Source organism: Pantoea sp. WEP, assembly GCF_041678305.1.
Classification (GTDB): Bacteria; Pseudomonadota; Gammaproteobacteria; order Enterobacterales; family Enterobacteriaceae; genus Pantoea; species Pantoea dispersa.
Genome location: NZ_JBGNXB010000002.1, coordinates 92,272 through 110,537, shown reverse-complemented (window position 1 = coordinate 110,537; position 18,266 = coordinate 92,272). Strand labels below are relative to the sequence as shown.

The window sequence follows — 18,266 nt, the reverse complement described above, 5'->3', positions numbered from 1 at the left end:
GACATGGGCAGCATCAACCTGCGTATTGATGATGAACTCAAAGCACGTTCTTACGCTGCGCTTGAAAAAATGGGGGTGACTCCCTCTGAAGCGCTTCGTCTCATGCTTGAGTATATCGCCGAAAATGAACGTTTACCGTTCAAACAGACACTGCTGAGCGACGAAGATGCTGAGCTGGTCGAAATAGTGAAAGAGCGGCTTCGCAATCCTAAGCCAGTTCGTGTGACGCTGGATGACCTTTGATGGCCTATTTTCTGGATTTTGACGAGCGGGCACTAAAGGAATGGCGAAAGCTGGGCTCGACGGTACGTGAACAATTAAAAAAAAAGCTGGCTGAAGTACTTGAGGCACCCCGTATTGAAGCGAACAAGCTTCGCGGTATGCCTGACTGCTACAAAATAAAGCTCAGGTCTTCAGGTTATCGCCTTGTCTATCAGGTGATAGACGAGAAGGTGGTGGTTTTCGTGATTTCGGTTGGTAAAAGAGAACGCGCGGAGGTTTATAACGAGGCCGTGAAGCGCATTCTCTAAAACTAAGCCGGGTATTTCTGTTTCACCTTTAAAGTATCATTCTGCTTTAAGCTAACAGAGTCATCGTATCGCCACTGAATCTGCTCCAGACGCTCTCCGGCGTACACTGAACCACACCTCAGCGTTGTGCCGCGAGCTGGCGCGTCAGCCACGCATCCAGTTCGCTTTCCGGCAGCGGGCGCGCATAGAAGTAACCCTGCGCCTGATCGCAGCCGTACTCCGCCAGCGCAGCAACGGTGTCGACATTCTCTACGCCTTCAGCCAGTACGGTGTAATCCAGCTGTTTCAGCATGGTAATGATGCTGCGCGCGATAATCCGCGACGCGGTATCTGAGGCAATTTCGCTGATCAGCGCGCGATCAAGCTTGATTACATCCAGCGGCATCCGTCGCAGGTAGCCGATATTGCTGTAGCCGGTGCCAAAGTCATCCAGCGAGATGCCAAACCCACGCAGCTTCAGCATCTCCAGCCCCTGTAGCGCCGCGGGACTGTTAATAATCTGCTCGGTCTCCAGGCATTCAATGCCCAGCAGCGAGGTCGGCAGGCGGGCCTGCAGCATTTTCATTTCCAGCGCATCGGCAAAGCCAGGATCAGAGAAGTCGCGGCTGCTGATATTGATGGTCACTGGCAGCTGGAGGGGGCTGTGCTGCAGGCGTTTTAACCTGGCGATCGCCTTGTCGGTCACCCAGCTGGTTAAGGCGCTGAGCAGCTCGGTCTGTTCCGCCAGCGGGATAAACAGATCGGGAGCGAGTTCGCCGCGCTGCGGATGCCGCCAGCGCACCAGTGCCTCCAGGCCAACGGGCCGGCCACTGTTCAGGCAGATCTTCGGCTGGAACGCCAGCCACAGGCCCTGATCCTGTTGCAATGCCGCAGCCAGATCGTTCATCAGCAGAAAGTCCTGAGTGCGGCGCTGATCGGCTACCAGGCTGAAGCTCATGGCGGGCACCCGGTTGCCAATCGCCTCATGCAGCGCACTTACCGCCCGGCGCAGCACTTCCTGCGCGCGAAGTTCTGCTGGAATGAAAATGACCTCGCCGGTAAAGCAGGTGAGGGCGACAGAGATGCCCGCGTCCAAATCCGCGCTGATCCCTGCCAGGTTTTCTGCCACCGATGCGGCGGTCAGCGGGCTGTTGTCCATGGTGAGAACCGCAAAACGCCCGGTGGCGACGGTATAAATGATGTCGTCCGCACCGGGCTGCAGGCGCAAAGGCAGTAACGTGGTGACGTGCTTCAGCAGGCTTTCCACCGGCCCCATGCCCATGGAGCGCGCCAGCTCATAGGCGCGCGGCATATCAATGCAGTCGATCAGGATCAGCCGCTGCGGCGTACGGTCCCCGATGGAGGCCAGCCGCTGCAGGTCACGAATCAGGCGCTGGCGGTTAGGCAGTGCCGTGACCGGATCGGTGAAGCCGGCACAGTGCCACGCTTCGAGGAATGACATCACCAGATCGGCCAGCAGCTGTAATACCTTCACCTGATCAGCGCTGAATGAGTGTGGCGCGACGTCCGTGACGCACAGCGTGCCCAGCACATAGCCATCGCGATGCCTGAGCGGCACACCGGCGTAAAAGCGGATAAAAGGGGCACCGATGATCAGCGGATGGCGGGCAAAACGCGCATCCAGCAGGGTGTCGGAGATAACTACCGCGCCGTCACTGTCCACGGCGTGGCGGCACAGCGAGTCGTCACGGGACGAGTGCTTCAACGCAAAATTGTGGGCGGCGCAGATATACTGATGTTCATCATCCAGAACGGAGACAAAGCTACCTGGAATACCCAGTGCCTGACTGGTCAGCCGGACAAAGTTTTGTAATACGTCGTCACGGCTTTCGTCGCGACTGCGCAGCGCCTTCAATGCCCGTGCGCGGCGATCGTCGTCACCGTTGAAATTCATCAGCATAATTTCCTCCGCGCCGGCCTGGTTCCGGTGCGAAATTTAACAGCAAAAAGTACAGTATGCGGCCTGCAACACCCTGCCGCTGGCGTGGTTAATAAGCGTAAATATTATAATGGTCTTTCTCATGGTAGGCTTAACACTGGCATCTGTCATTTTTATTTTCTTTAACGAAATTTTTAAGCAGCGACGATTCTGATAATTTATCGTAATATTTTTATCAGTCTGATTGATAACAGGTTACGCATCCTTACTGCTAACTCTAATTAAGTAGAAGGTGCAGGTATTAGACATTGCCAATGAAGACGTTATTAATCTCTGGCAGGGATGAGTCGGGTAATAATGCTGATTTTTAGTGATTGATGAGCAAAATAATAGTATCGCTGCGTATTATTATCCTGATAAAAACGCACCTGCCGGTATATTTATTATCCCGGCTAATGTTATATAAGCGTATTGTTCAGTCCGCTCTGTCACCACAGACATCAGATTTCCCCCTCAAATTATTCCCCGTTAAGCAAACTCAGCAGGTGTAACACCGTTTTGGCCGGATGATTACGCCGCCAGGCAAAAGCAATGTCGGTGAACAGCGTATTGTTTTCAATGTCACGAAATACCAGCTGTGGATTGTTGACACAGCACAGCGAAGCCGGCACCAGCGCAATCCCGCAGCCTGCGCCCACCATGCCGAGCGAGGAGGTAATCTGCGGAGCCTGCTGAAAGCGGGTTGCATCAAAGCCGGCGCGCAGACAGGCACTGACGATTAATTCGTACAGGCTGGGCGCCACCTCGCGCGGGAAAATAATCAGTGATTCTTCGGCCAGCTGCGTTAGCGCAACACTTTGCTGCTGGCTGAGCGCATGGCTGGCCGGCAGCGCCACTTTCATCTCCTCGGTAGCGATCACTTTCAGGTTAAACGCCTTACTGCTCTCACACGGCAGACGAATGAACGCCGCATCCAGCAAACCTTCCCCTAAGTCCTGCATCAGCAGCGCCATGTTCTCTTCCCGGGTGATGAGCTCCATCGCCGGGTAGCGCGTTTTGAAGGCGCGAATCAGATCAAACACCGGCGCGCCAAACGCCACCGAGCTGGCAAAACCCAGTGACATCTGGCCGCTCATGCCGCGCGCCACGCCGCGCGCCTTTTCCAGCGCCATATCGGCCAGCTGCACAATCGCTATTGCATCGGGCAGAAACGCGCGGCCCGCATCGGTCAGTTCCACGCCGCGCGTCAGGCGCTTCAGCAACGGCGTGCCGATCTCGTGCTCCAGCCGCTGGATTTGCTGGCTGAGCGGTGGCTGCGACATGCCCAGCAACTCGGCGGCGCGGGTAAAGTGCTGCGTTTCAGCAACGGCAACGAAATAACGCAGGTGGCGAAGTTCCATATCAAAAACGTCTCGAAGTTGGCAGTTTTCACTATTGGATTCTGTGAGCTATATAGCCCACCATGATATTAACACGGCTTAACTATCTGATTGTGAGGCAGCAAATGTGTAACTTTGTATCTGATTGTTCATGCGAAGATCAGCTAAAGGCATCCGTCACTCAACTGGGACAGCAATCACCAGAAAAGGTTATCTATCAGACCTCCCTGATGAGTGCGTTGCTCAACGGCGTCTATGACGGTTCAACCACCGTCGCGCAGCTGTTACAGAAGGGCGATTTTGGCCTCGGCACGTTCAATCAGCTTGATGGAGAACTGGTGGCATTTGACCGGCAGGTTTATCAGCTGCGCGCCGATGGCAGCGCCAGCCCGGCACGGCCTGAACAACAAACCCCGTTCGCCGTGATGACCTTCTTCAAACCGGAACATCAGCACCGCTTTGCGCATACCGCCACGCGCGATGACGTCCATCAGGTGATTGATCGCATCATCACCTCCGATAACCATTTCTGCGCGCTGCGCCTGAGCGGTCGCTTTGCCTCGGTACAGACGCGCACCGTTCCCTGCCAGTGCCGCCCGTATCGCTCGATGCCGGAAGTGCTCGGCAATCAGCCCACCTTCGATTTTCGCCAGCGCGACGGTGAGCTGATTGGTTTCCGCACGCCGCAATATATGCAGGGGATTAACGTCGCCGGCTATCACGAGCACTTCATCACTGACGATCGTCAGGGCGGCGGGCATATCCTCGACTATGTGCTGGAGCAGGGCACGCTGACGTTTGGTGCCATCAGCAAGCTGGTGGTCGACCTGCCACAGGATCGCGAGTTTTTACAGGCCGATCTTAATCCTCAGGATCTGGATGCCGCGATCCGTTCCGTCGAAAGTTAATCGCAGAGGTGATCATGAAACAGCTTAAAACCCAGACGCTGTGGAACAGTGGCGCAGACCTGGTTGTCGCTCAGCTGGAAGCGCAGGGCGTAAACCATATTTTTGGCATTCCCGGTGCCAAAATCGACAAGGTGTTTGATTCGCTGGTGGATTCTTCCATTCAGCTGATTCCGGTGCGTCATGAGGCTAACGCGGCGTTTATGGCCGCGGCAATGGGTCGTCTGACCGGCCACGCCGGCGTAGCGCTGGTGACTTCCGGGCCCGGCTGCTCAAACCTGGTGACCGGCATGGCCACCGCCACCAGCGAAGGCGATCCGGTGGTGGCGATCGGCGGGGCGGTTAAGCGCTCCGACAGTGCCAAACAGGTGCATCAAAGTATGGACACGGTGGCGATGTTTCGCCCGGTGACCAAATTTGCCGTAGAAGTCACTGATGCCTCGGCGCTCGCGGAGTGCGTATCGAACGCGTTTCGCCATGCCGAAAACGGGCGCGGCGGCGCATCGTTCCTCAGTCTGCCTCAGGACATTGTTGACCAGCCGGTGTCAGGCAGCCTGTTACAGCGTTCAGGACACATCACGCTGGGCGCTGCGCCCGACGCGCTGGTGAATGCCGTAAGCCGCGAGATTGCGCGGGCGAAAAATCCGGTGATTCTGCTGGGCCTGATGGCCAGCCAGCCGGAGAACAGCGCGGCGATTCATGAACTGCTGAGCAAAAGCCGTATTCCGGTGACCAGCACCTATCAGGCGGCGGGCGCGGTGCGGCAGGAGCACTTCTCACGCTTTGCCGGACGGGTTGGCCTGTTTAACAATCAGGCCGGTGACCGCCTGCTCCAGCAGGCGGATTTGATTATCACCATTGGTTACAGCCCGGTCGAGTATGAACCGGCCATGTGGAACAGCAGCAATGCCTTGCTGGTGCACATCGACGTGCTGCCCGCCGAGACCGATAACCACTATCAACCCGACGCCGAGCTGGTGGGCGATATCGCCGGGACAGTGCGCAAAATCGCCGCGCAAATCGCGTCGCCGCTGCAGCTCAGCGACGCTGCCGCCACCATTCTGCAGGATCGTCAGCAACAGCGTCAGCTGCTGGCGATGCAGGGTGCCAGCCTCGATCAGTTCGCCCTGCATCCGCTGCGTATCGTCCGGGCGATGCAGGACATCATTAACAGTGACGTCAGCCTGACGGTCGACATGGGCAGTTTTCATATCTGGATTGCCCGTTACCTCTACAGCTTCCGGGCACGGCAAATCATGATTTCCAACGGGCAGCAAACCATGGGCGTGGCGCTGCCGTGGGCGATTGGCGCCTGGCTGGTCGATCCGTCCCGTAAAGTGGTTTCGGTGTCGGGCGACGGCGGCTTTCTGCAATCCAGCATGGAGCTGGAAACCGCCGTCAGGTTAAAGGCCAATATTCTGCACATCATCTGGGTCGACAATGGCTATAACATGGTGGCGATTCAGGAAGAGAAGAAATACCAGCGCGTGTCCGGCGTGAACTTTGGGCCGGTGGATTTCAAAGCTTACGCGCAGGCGTTTGGTGCCGCAGGATTTTCGGTGAACAGCGCCGCTGAACTGGAACCCACGTTGCGGCGGGCGATGGAGGTGGAAGGACCGGCTGTGGTCGCCATCCCGGTAGATTACAGCGATAACCCGCTGTTGATGGGGCAGCTGCACCTCAGCCAGCTGCTTTGATCGGCTGTCACCCGAGCCAGTCCGGACCGGCCGTCAACGTCACGGCGATCCGGAATAATGCGCTATTTAGCGCCTGGCTTGCCGGATGGGGTTAAAAGCTCTGCCAGTCCGCGTCCATGCCGTGCCCGGCGGCTACGGGTACAGCAGCCGGACGTTTCAGCGCGGAGACCGTTTTCGGGCGCTCAGCAGGTCGCGCGGACCCGGCCAGTGAAAACTGATTCACCAGGCCGGACAGGGTTTGCGCCTGATCCTGCAATGACGCCGATGCGGCAGAAGCCTCCTCTACCAGCGCCGCATTCTGCTGCGTGACATCATCCATCTGATTAATCGCCAGGTGCACCTGCGAGATGCCGGTGTTTTGCTCTTCGGCGGCGGCAGCGATTTCGCTTACCAGGTCATTCACCTGACGGAACGCGGTTTTCAGTCCTGTCATGTTCTCTTCCACCGCTTCGGCCTGTACCGCACCCGATTCCACCAGGCTGTAGGAGGTATCAATCAGCTGTTTGATCTCCCTGGCCGCCTGCGTCGAACGCTGCGAGAGATTGCGTACTTCACCCGCGACCACCGCAAAGCCCTTTCCGTGTTCGCCGGCGCGCGCCGCTTCGACGGCAGCATTCAGTGCCAGAATATTGGTCTGGAAGGCAATGCCTTCGATCAGCGTGACAATTTCGGTGATTTTTTTCGAGCTGGAGCGGATCTCCGCCATGGTGTTGAGCATATTGCCCAGCGATACCGCGCTGGCGTCTGAAAGTTCTGTCGCGTTACCGGCCAGACGATTAGCCTGGCGGGTATTGTCGGCCGTCTGACGCACGGTTTCGCTCAATTCCGCCATACTGGCCGCCGTCTGTTCCAGCGAGGCGGCCTGCTGTTCCGTCCGCGAGGAGAGATCTTCGTTGCCGGCGGCGATTTGTGCCGACGCCGAACTGACGGCGTGAGAAGCGGTACTGACCTGCGCCAGCGCGCTGCCAACCCGGTCAAGCAGCTGGTTAAAGGCGCGGGCCATATTGCCGACCTCGTCTTTTTTGCTGTCATCGGCGGTGACGCTCAGATCAAGGCTGCTGCCAACGTGATCCATCACCTGACCAATCGCTTTCAGGCTCTGACGAATGCGCATCAGGGTTAACGCGGTGAGCGTACCCAGTAACAGCAGTGTCACCGCGACCCCGGCACTCAATCCCCAGAATGTGCGGTGATAAATCTCCTGGTTGACCACGCGCAAGCCGTCACCAAGCGACAAATTAAGCGCCATCTGCTGGCGATAATCATTTTTTAACTGGCTGATGGCGCCGCCAATACCGTTCTGGCTTCCAGCATGCCGAGCGTGACGTCATCCTGATGAGCATGCGAAGCAGCAAGAAACGCCGGCAACCGTGATTCAACCACGCGCAGCGTCGCCAGGCCTTTAATGGTCATCTGCTTATCTTCGTCGCTGGAGATATCATTGGCTAAATAATATTCTGCCAGCGTTTTAATGTCGGCCAGGCGCTGGGCGATCTCTTTCTCGACCGGCGGCATGCGCGCATTGTCAGTCTGGCTTTGATGTTTATACAGGGAGAGCGACAGTTTATTGCTGCGATCAATCAGTTCGGACAGATCGCGAATAGAGGGAATCGCATTGACCTGAACATATTCAAAGCGCTCCTGAAAACCGCCTAACAGTCGCACAGAAATAATGCCCGTCACCACCAGTGAAGCTGAGAGTAAAATGAAAGCCAGGGTAAGTCTTTGAGTAATATTCATCATATTGTTACCTGGTAAAAAGTTAAAAGGAATAAAGCGACAACCCACCGTACATCGGCAGGACCTCACAAAAGGTTATTTCAAAAATTATGAATAAATTAACTTTTCAGGATCATTAATTTTGAAGTAATTAAATAACTTTCAAAATGCGTGGCGTATTATTTTGCGCTAATTACCCGCGCCTTACGGTGTGCTATCCACTCACGATACTGGGCCGGCGTCATCGCCATCACCTGATGGAAAGCTTTACGAAAGGCGGTATCTTCGCTGTAACCGCACTGCAAGGCGGTCTGACGCACGCTGACGTCGGTGCTGGCCAGAATGGTACAGGCCAGTTCAATGCGGATGCGGGTAATAAACTCTTTTGGCGTTTCCTGCGACAGGGCTTTCATTCTGCGCTGCAGGGTGCGCCCGGTAACGTTGAGTGCGGTTGCCAGCTGCGCGGCATTGATGGCGGGATTTTCCATGCGGATGATCTCCTGCGCCCGCACCAGAAACGGCGTGCTGCTTTTCCCCGTACCCGGCGAGCCGGGAAGGTGGGTGTGCAGCACAGGGTTATCGGCCAGCGACATCTCCCGGGTGAGATCCGCCACCGCCTTGCCGGCGCTTTTTTCAATGATATACAGGGCCAGCGATATCCACGAAAAACAGCCGCCGCTGGTAATGACGCGATCGTCTTCCTCCAGCGTCTTGCCTTTCGCCAGTCGCGCCTGCGGATAGTGCGCCTGCAACATATGGCTGACCCACCAGGTGGTGGTAAAGGAACGGTCATTCAGCAAACCCGCCTCGCCAAGGATCACGCCACCGGTGCCCGCAGCAGCCACCCAGACACCCTGCTGATAGAGTTTGTTAAACCAGCCAGCAGCCTGACGGATACTGTCAAGGTTGATCGGTTGCAGGTCGGGCCCCAGCAACATGCCGGGCGCAATCACCACATCAACCGCACCGGCTCCCTGAAATGAGCTGTCGATGTGAATCAGGCGGCCTTCCGTATCCCACACCGGGTCACCGTTGGCGCTGACAATCAGCGTTTCAAAAGCTTTATCGGGAAAGCGTGCGGCGTGCACGGGGGAAGAGGCAATCGCTTTGTTGGTTATCCAGAAAAGGTCGGTCATTCCGGCAACGGCGGACAGTACGCTGCCTTCCAGGGCGAGTATGGCGATACGCATATGGGTTTTCCTGTGTTCAGATTGTCGTGATTTGCGTGAAAAATGTGACATTTTCCGCCGCTGAAGCTTTGTGGCCTCAATAGCGGACTCTTAGTTTATCTGGCCCTGGCGGTTGTCATCGGAAAAGAAACCGGCAATACGCGGATATCAGACCAGCAGGGAGGCGAAAAGGGCGCAGGGATGAGGCGATGGGATTGGGCAAAGTCGCGGTGTGTGACAGACAACAGGGCGTGTAGCCAGCGCCACTTTCTTCGTGGCGCTGGTGCTGACGTTAGCTGAATCTTTCCGGGCGGAAGGTCGCCAGCATCGGGTGTTTAACGCCGGTGAGCATCTCCTGCGTCAGTATCTCACCGAGGATCAACGCCAGCGTGGCGCCGGAATGGGTGAAGACAACAAAACAGCCGGGAACCTGCTGCAGCTCACCGACCACCGGTTCGCCATCGCCGGGAATCGGCTTGAGACCGATTTTCCAGCTGCTGGCTTTCAGCGGCGCGCCGTCAGCGATCAGGTTACCCGCTTCCGCCATCAGCTGGTTAATGACTGCGGTATCAATGCTGTACTGCCCGTCGGCCTGCGCGACGATGTGCTCTTCATACCAGTCATGATCGACGGCGATGGTGTTGCCGGGATTAGGCCGGACCGCCGCGCGCGGCGTATTCATTACCACCTGCAGCCGGTGATCGCCGGGTTGGCTGGTCACCAGCATAGAGACCGGAGAACCGTTGGGGATGTGCACGCCGAGCGGGGCAACCACTTCCGGCGTCCACGGGCCACACGCTACCAGCACGCGATCGGCCAGCAGCTCACCGCGCTTTTCGCTGCGAATGCCGCTGGCCCGGCCGTCTTTGGTGATCACGCTGGCTTTACCGGCGTGCTCAACGATCTCTCCGCCCAGCGCGCGCAATGCCTGAACCAGATGCTCAACCAGGTGCGGCAGGCTGACCCAGCCTTCACCGGGGTTGGCAATCGCCACCTGACTCAGGCTGGCCGGATTCACCTGTGCATCGACATCACCGACCGTGGCGCGATTGATCAGCTTTGAGTCGTAGCCCTGCGCTTTTTCATAGTGATGGCGCGCTTTGGTGCCCGCGTCATCGTCTGCGGCCCAGTAAATCGCGCCGTCGAAGCGCAGCCAGTCGAGCTGCGGATGGCGAGCAAACAGCGTGCGATAGCGGTCAATGCCCGCCATGCGCAGCGCATGGTAAGGCTGCGAACGCTCGCCCGCGGAGTTGAGCCAGGAGAGGGATCGGCCGGTGGCGCCGGAGCAGAGTGCCGCTTCCGTCACCAGTGTGACCTGCGCGCCCGCCTGCGCCAGCTGCCAGGCGGTTGAGACGCCGAGGATGCCGCCACCCAGCACGATGACGGTTTTTGCCACGGTTTTGTCAGACATCATTCATTCCTTCTGTTAAAAAATGTTCGCCCTTCAGGCAATACGTACGCGATGCTGCTGATGGAGCTGCTCAATAAGCTGTAAAACGCCGAGCGCTTCACGCGCATCAACCGGCGGCGGCCCGCCATGTACCAGCGCGTGAGCTAACAGCTGATAGAAAGCGGGGTAGTGACCACGTTCAATCGGCACCGTTGTGGTTGCCCCGACCGTGCCGGCCCGGGCAGAGTTTTCTGCCGGCGTCACGCCGTACTGGCTGTCGCCGGGTGACATGCCAGCCGCCAGCTGCGGCTCCTGATTGTCCAGCCCCCAGTGGGTGAAGGCGCCTTTACTGCCCAGCAGGTGAAAGCGCGGCGCATTCAGTGCCGCCTGGCCATTCATCCACAGCCGCGAGCGCACGCCGTTGTGGTGCAGCAATGAGACAAAACAGTCCTCGTCACTGTCGGATTGCGGGCCGGAATGGCGCGCCAGCTCTGCCGTGGCGTGTTCTACCGGGCCAAAGAGCTGGATGGCCTGGTCAATCAGATGGCTGCCGAGATCCAGCAATAAACCACCGCCCTGTGCCAGCGTGACGCTGTCACGCCAGTTGCCGAATCCCTGCGGTCGCCACCATTCGAAACGCGACTCAAAACTCCTTACGGTGCCGAAGGCTTCCTGGTGCACCAGGCGCTGCAACGTCAGAAAATCGCCGTCCCAGCGTCGGTTATGAAACACGGTGAGCAAGGTATTGGCCTGCTGCGCGGCGGCGATCATCATTTCTGCCGCCTGCACGTCCGGTGCGAACGGTTTATCCACCACCAGATGGATCGCGCGCTGGCTGGCCTGTACAGCCTGCTCCGCGTGTTGCGCCGGCGGCGTGGCCAGCACGATGAGATCGATGCCGATCTCGCCGCCATCAATGGCCTTGAGCAGCGCTGGCCAGTCCGGCAGCACGCGCGCCTGAGGGTAACGTTGCTGCGCGGTCGCTACGCGTTGGGCATCGCCAGTGACGATGACGTCGAGACGGTAGTCAGCGTTATGGGCAAGCAGCGGCGCATGAAACACGCTGCCGGCGACGCCAAACCCCACCAGGGCCGTGCGGATTGGGCCGCTAACCTGAAAATGTGTCATCACAGCACCTCCGACAGAAAACGCTGCAGGCGCGCGGATTGCGGACGGTCAAAGATTTGTTCCGGCGTGCCGGCTTCCACGATTTCGCCTTCATCCATAAACACCACCTGGTCGGCCACGCGCCGGGCAAAGCCCATCTCATGAGTCACGACAACCATGGTCATGCCGCGCTGGCACAAATCGGCCATTAGCGTCAGAACGCCTTTCACCAGCTCAGGATCGAGTGCCGAGGTGGCTTCATCGAACAGCATCACTTCCGGCTCCATCGCCAGCGCGCGCGCTATTGCCACGCGCTGCTGCTGACCTCCGGAGAGATCGCGCGGACGGTGATCGGCTCGCTGAGCAAGGCCCACTTCGGCCAGCCGCTGACGGGCAATCTCCAGTGCTTCGGCTTTCGGACGGCCTTTTACTTTCCACGGTGCCAGCGCCACGTTTTCCAGCGCGCTGTGATCGGGAAACAGGTTGAAATGCTGAAACACCATGCCAATTCTCAGCCGCAGCGCATCGGGCTTGTCCTTCAGGACAGAACGCCCGGCCAGTAAGACATCGCCGTTCTTCGGCTCATGCAGGCGATTAATGCCGCGCAGCAAGGTGGATTTTCCCGATCCCGAGGGACCGATGATGCAGGTGGTGGTGCCCGGTTCGATGCTCAGCGACACATTGCGCAGCACCTCAATCGGGCCGTACGCCAGTGTGAGATTGCGCAGCTCGAGACTGGCACCGTGAAATGCAGATGGCATGGTCATATTAGTGTCCTCGCTCGCTGGTAAGGGAGACCGCCGGAACCACGTTGCGCTTTTGCTGCACTTCATCGAGCTCCTTCAGGCCGCTTTGTGGCGCGGTGGCGCGGCGACGTCCGGTACGGTAGCGGACGTCGATGTAGTTCACGGCGTGGGTGAGCGGCACGGTGATCACCAGATAGAACAGCCCGGCCAGCATCAGGGGTGACAGGTTGCCGCTCAGCACGGCGGCATCCTGACCGACGCGGAACAGCTCACGCTGACCGGTCATCAGGCCCAGCAGATAAACCAGCGAGGAGTCTTTGATGATGGCGATGAACTGATTGACTATCGCAGGCAACACGCGGCGGATGCCCTGCGGAATGATCACCAGGCGCATCGCCCGGCCATAGCTCATTCCCAGCGCCCGGCAGGCTTCCATCTGCCCCTGTTCCACGCTCTGGATACCGGAGCGGAAAATCTCGCCCATGTAGGCGCTGGCAATCAGGCTCAGGGCAAAAATGCCGAGCGGATACGGCGTCGGGCCAAATAGCTGATAGCTGAAACGCGCCAGACCCTGACCAATCAACAGAATGGTGAGGATGGAAGGCAAGCCGCGAAACAGATCGGTATACAGCCGCGCGGGCACACGCAGCCAGCGCGAGGGCGAGATGCCCATCAGCGCCAGGATCAGGCCGAATAACGTGCCCAGCACGGTGGCCGCCACGGAGATAATGATGGTGTTGACCAGTCCGGTTGCCAGCAGCTGTGGCAGGACATCCATCATTGATGGAATATCAAAAAACGTACGGGAAAGAATAGTGATCAGATCCATAGCCGATTCTCGGTTGCGGGTGACGGACATGCGCCGTCACCGGATGCAGTCTCACGCATAACGATGCGCAGGGTTATTGGCCGCCGGGCAGATATTGTTGCGGCATTGGCGAACCCGGGAACCACTTCTGGTACAGCTGTTTCCAGGTCCCATCCTGCATCGCCGCTTTGATGGCTTTATCCAGCGCTGCTTTGAACTCGGGCTTGCCTTTGGCGATGGCGACACCCGCAGGCGCGTCAAATGAAGGGATGTTCGCCGCCGTGACCAGCTTGAAGCGGGTGGCATAATCTTTGGCGGCTTCGTAATCGAGGAACATGGCATCCAGCGTGCCGTTATTCAGCGCGGACACTGCTGCGTTGTTATCGGGGAAACGCACCAGATCGGTCTGTTTGAAGTGCTGCAGCGCATAGTTCTCCTGCAGCGTGCCCTGAATCACCCCCAGCCGTTTATGCGCCAGGGTTTCAACGTTTTTCACCCCAGAATCGCTGCGGGTCAGCACCGTCAGATAGCCCGCAAGATAGCCGGTGGAGAAATCGACGGTTTTTTCGCGCAGCGGGGTGATGCCAATCGCGGCGACGCCGGCATCATACTGGCCATTTGCCACCGCCGGCAGAATGGCGGAGAAGTCCTGACCGATAAAATCCACCTGATCGATGCCCATGCGATGCGCCACATTTTTGAAGAATTCGACGTCAAAGCCGGTGAAGTTGCCGTTTTTATCGGTGAAGGTGTAGGGCTTCGCGTCGCCAAGGCTGGCAACGCGGAGATGACCGGGTTCGATCAAACCCCAGGGATTACTGTCGCTGGCGGCATGGGCGCTCCAGCTGGCGGAAACCAGCATTGCCGTGCCGAACAGGGCGGCGGTCAGGTGATTGAAACGTTTGTGCGATGTCATAAGGCTCTTCCGTCTGTGCAGGTGAAACTTCAGAGTTCGCCGAGCCGGTTTATTGTTATTGAGACCGGTCTCAACGCGGGGCAAAATGAAACCGGCTCTGGTTGTGAGACCGGTCTCATTCGGATATACTGATATTAAGCACACGCTATCAGCAGCGTCAATTATGTTGTTATCAACTTGTGATTCGAAATAATTATGACCAATGAAAATGCTCGTTCACGCGGTCCGACCGTTGCCGACGTCGCCCGCGCCGCCAATGTTTCCAAAGCTCAGGCGGCACGCGCGCTGGGCGGGTATGGTTCCGTCAGTGAAGACGTGCAGACGCGGGTGAATCAGGCTGCTGAAGCGCTGGGATACCGACCGAACGAGCTGGCGCGCAGCATGAACACTGGCCGCTCCAATACTATCGGGGTGATTGTCGGCGACATTGAAAACCCGCACTTTGGCCTCGCGCTGCGCGGTATGGCGGATGTTGCGCGCCAGGCGGGCTTTCACCTGCTGCTGAGTAACAGCGATGAAACGCTGGACGAGGAACGGGAAGCCGTGCGCGTAATGCTGGATAAGCGCGTCGATGGCATCATCGTCGCGCCGTGCAGCTCATTGTTTGAGGATAACGAGCATCTTCGCCAGGTGCTGGCAGAAGGGCGTTCATTAATGATGTTCGACCGGGCAGTGCAGGGGATGGAGGTGGAGACTATCCAGGCGAACTTTGTCGCAGTGGCCAAACAGGCGACGGAGCTGTTACTGGCGGCCGGGCATCAGCGAATTGCTTATCTCTCCAGCATGCGCAGCGCTGCACCGTATTCGCCGTCAATCACGCTGGGCCCCACACCGGTGGCGCAACGTGTTAGCGGAATGATTGATGCCTACCGGGCCGCGGGTAAGGAACTGGATCCGGCGCTGATTCGGCTTAATGCGCTCAGCGAAGCCATCATTGAGCAGATCCTGACTGAACTGCTGGCGCTCGCCGAACCGCCCAGCGCGCTGATTGCCTCCGATAACCTGATTGCGATGGGCATCCTGCGCGGTCTGGCCAAACGCGGCCTGCGCGTACCCGAAGATATCTCTTTTGTGATGTACGACGATTTTCCCTGGACCGAGCTGATGTCACCGCCGCTGACCGTGGTCGCCCAGCCGGTGTATGAAATGGGGCGCGAAGCCGCGCGCCGGTTGATTTGCCACATCCGCCAGCAATCCGCCGGCGCCTTACCCGCGTTTGACAGCTGGATGGTGGTGCGCGGTTCGGTGGGGGAAAACCCGTCGGCCCGGTGATACAATGTGCGGCGGCGGGCTTATGGAATTTCACCCTGCTTTTTTTGGTCGCCATGAAGGGCGCTCCTACAGAAAACGGCGCGGTTTTGTTTCTTAAAACGCGCCAGAGAAAAAGTAAATTGTGCGATGCCTCGCAGGGTGCGCATTCATGCACACCGGTGACACATTCAGTTGTGCGATATCTCGCAGGGTGCGCATTGATGCGCACCGGTGACACATTCAGTTGTGCGATGCCTCGCAAGGTGCGCATTCATGCACACCGGAGAAACACTAAATTGTGCTATATCTCGTAGGGTGCGCATTCATGCGCACCTGGATAATTAAGAATCAGCGGCACCGGTAAGAAACGCGGTAGAACGCAGTAATTGATGCAATGATTTCTTCCTCCATCAGGTGTGAGACATAACGAAAAATGTTGGAATGATTAGTCTCTCATTGGTGTGGGATCATCTCCTGAGATTAGTCGCATCAAATTCCGTAGTATTCATTTTAAAGGGAGTTCTTAACAGAAGTTTTATGGTCATGAATCTAAATGATATTTACTACACTAGCTTATCTATAACAGTAATTTCCATGCTAACATTCATTGTTTGTTTCTTCCTTTTTGCGCATTCCAGTTTAAGCAGGAAAACACCAGCAAAAGCCACATTTCTTTTTTTTGACTTCATGCTTTTTAAGCCTGGCCGGTTATCTAATATCTCAGCCATATCGATTGGAGGCACCTTGATATTTGGTAACCTCTTTGACTTCGTCAAAAATCAGAACACCTCAGCTTTATACATAAATTCAATTGGCTTTATTTCTACATTTCTTTTCTTTGTTCATTGCAGATCATTTTCTAACGAAACCTATAATGGAAAGGATGTTAAATGTCTGAACGAAATGTTTACTAATATCAATCTATCATCAAGGAATTTGTTTTTATGGTTATCGAGATTGAGTTATGTGATAATGATCATTGCTGCGGGATATGGTGAATGAATTATGAGCGATTTTGCGCTATCAGATGTTGCGGAGCTTATTGCTAATAATAGTGATTTAGTAGATTTTGGAAATGCTGAAAATGCCGTTGATAGTGAGTGGATTGAACGAGCTGAAAAAACTCTTGGTCTTCCATTTACGCCATCCTATAAAGCTTTTTTAAAGGAGTATGTTGGCGGCGAAATTGGTGGCGAGGAAATATATAGTATTTATGGCATAGATTTTAAGGATGTCTGTGGTGGAGATATTGTTTATCAGAATTTAACTGACGTGAAAAATGGTAAGGCAAAAGAAAAACAACTAGTTGTGAGTGAAACTGATTTTGGTGAAATATTCTATTTTGACTACTCGCAACTTAAAGATGGAGAGTGTCCAATATTTCAGAGGTTACCCTCTGGGAATTCACTGCATTATGCGAACAACTTCTATGAGTTTTTGTGTAAGCGAATTAAAGCTCACCTGAAATAGGGGGGGTTAGCTTGCCTTTAAGCTACATCTGACTGATCGAAATGATATTCTTAAGCCTTAATGGTGAAGAGCTGAGTAAGGGAAGATTCACTGTTACACGCACTATTTTGACCCAACAAATACAATCCCGGCCATCGAGCCGGGAATGTTAAGAGTATCAGTCAATAATCATCAGTGCCGCTGTGGGGATAAGAGGCGTAAAGGACGAAACTGAAGGACTGCGATACCTGACGAGACATCTTATTTAACATAATCATGATTATGCGCACTTTAGCCCGAAAGGTAAATCAGTAGTATCCACACACAGCTCCATTAGTCTGAGGCTGCCAGTTATGGCGCACTCACCATATTTAAACCCTCGCCGGCAATAACGGATAACACTTTGTCCAGTTGTAGTTAGTCTTCGTCAACATCAATTCTCCCGCCACCGCACCAAAATTGATGTCCTGACGTTCATAAAAGAATTGACGCAAAACTGCGGGTAAAAACTCAGCGCTGTAGCGCAGTAACGTGCTGTGCCAGAATGGTGCCGGCAATGGGCTGTTGCCATGCCGCATCAGCAATTCTTTTTTCCAGTCTGAATCCAGAACCTTGTCGCAGAATGACTGACGCATGGCAATCGCAGGCGTATCAGGTATACCCGCAAGCAATAACTGACTGGGCAACGCCACTAAGCGCAGATCCCGGATAACGATTTTTTTCGCAGCAAATTCCTGCCAGATCGTGGTCAGTTGCGCCGCTTTCGCTGGTAAAGGCTCGTTGACGTTATACAGCGGCAAAGTCAGAGGCAAAAAAGTAAAATGAAGGCCTTGCGCTGGCAGCGTATCAGCAAGCGGATCTGCCAGCGTGAGTCGTTGCAATTCATCAATCAGACGTAACACCGGTAAGGAAACTGACGGCTTTATCCCTGCGGCAAGCGCCAGTTTTACCGGATCGTAGTAATTCTCTTCACGGATGTTTCCGATGCCTGCATTTTTCGCCCACAGCGCAATGGTGTTTTCGTTCGCAGAACGGTACCGGGTTTGCAGACTGATTGGTTGCATGTCAGACCTTAAGGTATTTGGATGAGCGCACATAATTAATTATGAAACGTTTTTTAGCAGATACCCCAGCCTGATTGTAATGAAAACGCGTGATTATCTCATGCCTGTTCAACACCGCTTAAACGATGCGCGATTTGTCTTCGCTCTGGCGCATCAAAGCGTCTACAATGCCGGCGAAATTTTTACTGATGAGGATACACAATTGGACACCTGTCCCACACGATTACAATCGGTGCCGATGCTGAGATAGCCTCATC

Annotated in this window: 15 protein-coding genes and 1 pseudogene; 6 read left to right on the top strand and 10 right to left on the bottom strand. The window is 55.9% G+C overall.

The features are described from left to right. Positions 1–3 precede the first annotated feature (3 nt). Together relB and ABVR31_RS19650 are read left to right on the top strand one after the other, a co-directional pair. Positions 4–243 carry a type II toxin-antitoxin system antitoxin RelB gene (gene relB / locus ABVR31_RS19655; RefSeq protein WP_058759167.1) on the top strand — a complete coding sequence of 80 codons (240 nt, stop codon included), beginning with the start codon at positions 4–6 and terminating at the stop codon, positions 241–243. Then, positions 243–530, top strand: coding sequence for a type II toxin-antitoxin system RelE/ParE family toxin (locus tag ABVR31_RS19650; RefSeq protein ID WP_021509424.1), 288 nt, complete (start codon positions 243–245; stop codon positions 528–530). Before relB ends, ABVR31_RS19650 begins: the two co-directional genes overlap by 1 nt. A gap of 118 nt (positions 531–648) precedes the next feature. On the opposite strand, the gene ABVR31_RS19645 is transcribed toward ABVR31_RS19650, so the two are convergent. Both ABVR31_RS19645 and ABVR31_RS19640 read right to left on the bottom strand, forming a co-directional pair. After that, entirely contained in the window at positions 649–2,430 is a 1,782-nt protein-coding gene (locus ABVR31_RS19645; protein ID WP_371221410.1) for an EAL domain-containing protein, read from the bottom strand. 497 nt (positions 2,431–2,927) lie between these two features. Further along, a complete protein-coding gene (locus ABVR31_RS19640; protein ID WP_150059021.1) occupies positions 2,928–3,809 on the bottom strand; it encodes a LysR family transcriptional regulator in 882 nt (293 codons plus the stop codon). 104 nt (positions 3,810–3,913) lie between these two features. Here ABVR31_RS19640 and budA point away from each other — a divergent pair, with 104 nt between their 5' ends. After that, positions 3,914–4,696: an acetolactate decarboxylase gene (budA, locus tag ABVR31_RS19635; protein ID WP_031280091.1), complete on the top strand. Its 783-nt coding sequence runs from the start codon at positions 3,914–3,916 to the stop codon at positions 4,694–4,696. A gap of 14 nt (positions 4,697–4,710) precedes the next feature. Then, positions 4,711–6,390 carry an acetolactate synthase AlsS gene (gene alsS / locus ABVR31_RS19630; protein ID WP_058759171.1) on the top strand — a complete coding sequence of 560 codons (1,680 nt, stop codon included), beginning with the start codon at positions 4,711–4,713 and terminating at the stop codon, positions 6,388–6,390. 91 nt (positions 6,391–6,481) lie between these two features. Here alsS and ABVR31_RS19625 read toward each other — a convergent pair. The 7 genes and pseudogenes from ABVR31_RS19625 to ABVR31_RS19595 form a co-directional block, all read right to left on the bottom strand. Beyond that, positions 6,482–8,130, bottom strand: a pseudogene (locus ABVR31_RS19625) (methyl-accepting chemotaxis protein). A gap of 158 nt (positions 8,131–8,288) precedes the next feature. After that, on the bottom strand, positions 8,289–9,299 hold the full coding sequence (locus tag ABVR31_RS19620) for a GlxA family transcriptional regulator (protein WP_372774186.1): 1,011 nt from the start codon (positions 9,297–9,299) through the stop codon (positions 8,289–8,291). A gap of 271 nt (positions 9,300–9,570) precedes the next feature. Next, positions 9,571–10,689, bottom strand: a complete 1,119-nt coding sequence (locus tag ABVR31_RS19615; protein ID WP_058770162.1) for an FAD-binding oxidoreductase — start codon at positions 10,687–10,689, stop codon at positions 9,571–9,573. A gap of 33 nt (positions 10,690–10,722) precedes the next feature. Further along, positions 10,723–11,796 carry a Gfo/Idh/MocA family oxidoreductase gene (locus ABVR31_RS19610; protein ID WP_372774184.1) on the bottom strand — a complete coding sequence of 358 codons (1,074 nt, stop codon included), beginning with the start codon at positions 11,794–11,796 and terminating at the stop codon, positions 10,723–10,725. Next, positions 11,796–12,542 carry an amino acid ABC transporter ATP-binding protein gene (locus ABVR31_RS19605; RefSeq protein ID WP_058759174.1) on the bottom strand — a complete coding sequence of 249 codons (747 nt, stop codon included), beginning with the start codon at positions 12,540–12,542 and terminating at the stop codon, positions 11,796–11,798. The genes ABVR31_RS19610 and ABVR31_RS19605 overlap by 1 nt, the downstream gene beginning before the upstream one ends. Before the next feature lies 1 nt (position 12,543). Beyond that, a complete protein-coding gene (locus tag ABVR31_RS19600) occupies positions 12,544–13,350 on the bottom strand; it encodes an amino acid ABC transporter permease (RefSeq protein ID WP_021509434.1) in 807 nt (268 codons plus the stop codon). Between the two features lie 73 nt (positions 13,351–13,423). Then, complete coding sequence (locus tag ABVR31_RS19595; protein ID WP_058759175.1) at positions 13,424–14,245, bottom strand: ABC transporter substrate-binding protein; 822 nt, start codon at positions 14,243–14,245, stop codon at positions 13,424–13,426. Positions 14,246–14,440: 195 nt separating this feature from the next. On the opposite strand from ABVR31_RS19595, the gene ABVR31_RS19590 reads away from it, so the two are divergent. Together ABVR31_RS19590 and ABVR31_RS19585 are read left to right on the top strand one after the other, a co-directional pair. Then, complete coding sequence (locus ABVR31_RS19590) at positions 14,441–15,517, top strand: LacI family DNA-binding transcriptional regulator (protein ID WP_150059026.1); 1,077 nt, start codon at positions 14,441–14,443, stop codon at positions 15,515–15,517. A 984-nt stretch (positions 15,518–16,501) separates the two neighbouring features. Next, positions 16,502–16,966, top strand: a complete 465-nt coding sequence (locus tag ABVR31_RS19585; RefSeq protein ID WP_222952361.1) for an SMI1/KNR4 family protein — start codon at positions 16,502–16,504, stop codon at positions 16,964–16,966. Between the two features lie 350 nt (positions 16,967–17,316). Here the strand turns inward: ABVR31_RS19585 and ABVR31_RS19580 are convergent, their stop codons facing one another. Then, entirely contained in the window at positions 17,317–18,009 is a 693-nt protein-coding gene (locus ABVR31_RS19580) for a hypothetical protein (RefSeq protein ID WP_372774181.1), read from the bottom strand. Positions 18,010–18,266 lie beyond the last annotated feature (257 nt).

Coding starts and splice junctions, on each gene's coding strand:
- relB (WP_058759167.1), top strand. CDS start 4: ATGGGCAGCATCAACCTGCGTATTGATGATGAACTCAAAGCACGTTCT.
- ABVR31_RS19650 (WP_021509424.1), top strand. CDS start 243: ATGGCCTATTTTCTGGATTTTGACGAGCGGGCACTAAAGGAATGGCGA.
- ABVR31_RS19645 (WP_371221410.1), bottom strand. CDS start 2,430: ATGCTGATGAATTTCAACGGTGACGACGATCGCCGCGCACGGGCATTG.
- ABVR31_RS19640 (WP_150059021.1), bottom strand. CDS start 3,809: ATGGAACTTCGCCACCTGCGTTATTTCGTTGCCGTTGCTGAAACGCAG.
- budA (WP_031280091.1), top strand. CDS start 3,914: ATGTGTAACTTTGTATCTGATTGTTCATGCGAAGATCAGCTAAAGGCA.
- alsS (WP_058759171.1), top strand. CDS start 4,711: ATGAAACAGCTTAAAACCCAGACGCTGTGGAACAGTGGCGCAGACCTG.
- ABVR31_RS19620 (WP_372774186.1), bottom strand. CDS start 9,299: ATGCGTATCGCCATACTCGCCCTGGAAGGCAGCGTACTGTCCGCCGTT.
- ABVR31_RS19615 (WP_058770162.1), bottom strand. CDS start 10,689: ATGTCTGACAAAACCGTGGCAAAAACCGTCATCGTGCTGGGTGGCGGC.
- ABVR31_RS19610 (WP_372774184.1), bottom strand. CDS start 11,796: ATGACACATTTTCAGGTTAGCGGCCCAATCCGCACGGCCCTGGTGGGG.
- ABVR31_RS19605 (WP_058759174.1), bottom strand. CDS start 12,542: ATGACCATGCCATCTGCATTTCACGGTGCCAGTCTCGAGCTGCGCAAT.
- ABVR31_RS19600 (WP_021509434.1), bottom strand. CDS start 13,350: ATGGATCTGATCACTATTCTTTCCCGTACGTTTTTTGATATTCCATCA.
- ABVR31_RS19595 (WP_058759175.1), bottom strand. CDS start 14,245: ATGACATCGCACAAACGTTTCAATCACCTGACCGCCGCCCTGTTCGGC.
- ABVR31_RS19590 (WP_150059026.1), top strand. CDS start 14,441: ATGACCAATGAAAATGCTCGTTCACGCGGTCCGACCGTTGCCGACGTC.
- ABVR31_RS19585 (WP_222952361.1), top strand. CDS start 16,502: ATGAGCGATTTTGCGCTATCAGATGTTGCGGAGCTTATTGCTAATAAT.
- ABVR31_RS19580 (WP_372774181.1), bottom strand. CDS start 18,009: ATGCAACCAATCAGTCTGCAAACCCGGTACCGTTCTGCGAACGAAAAC.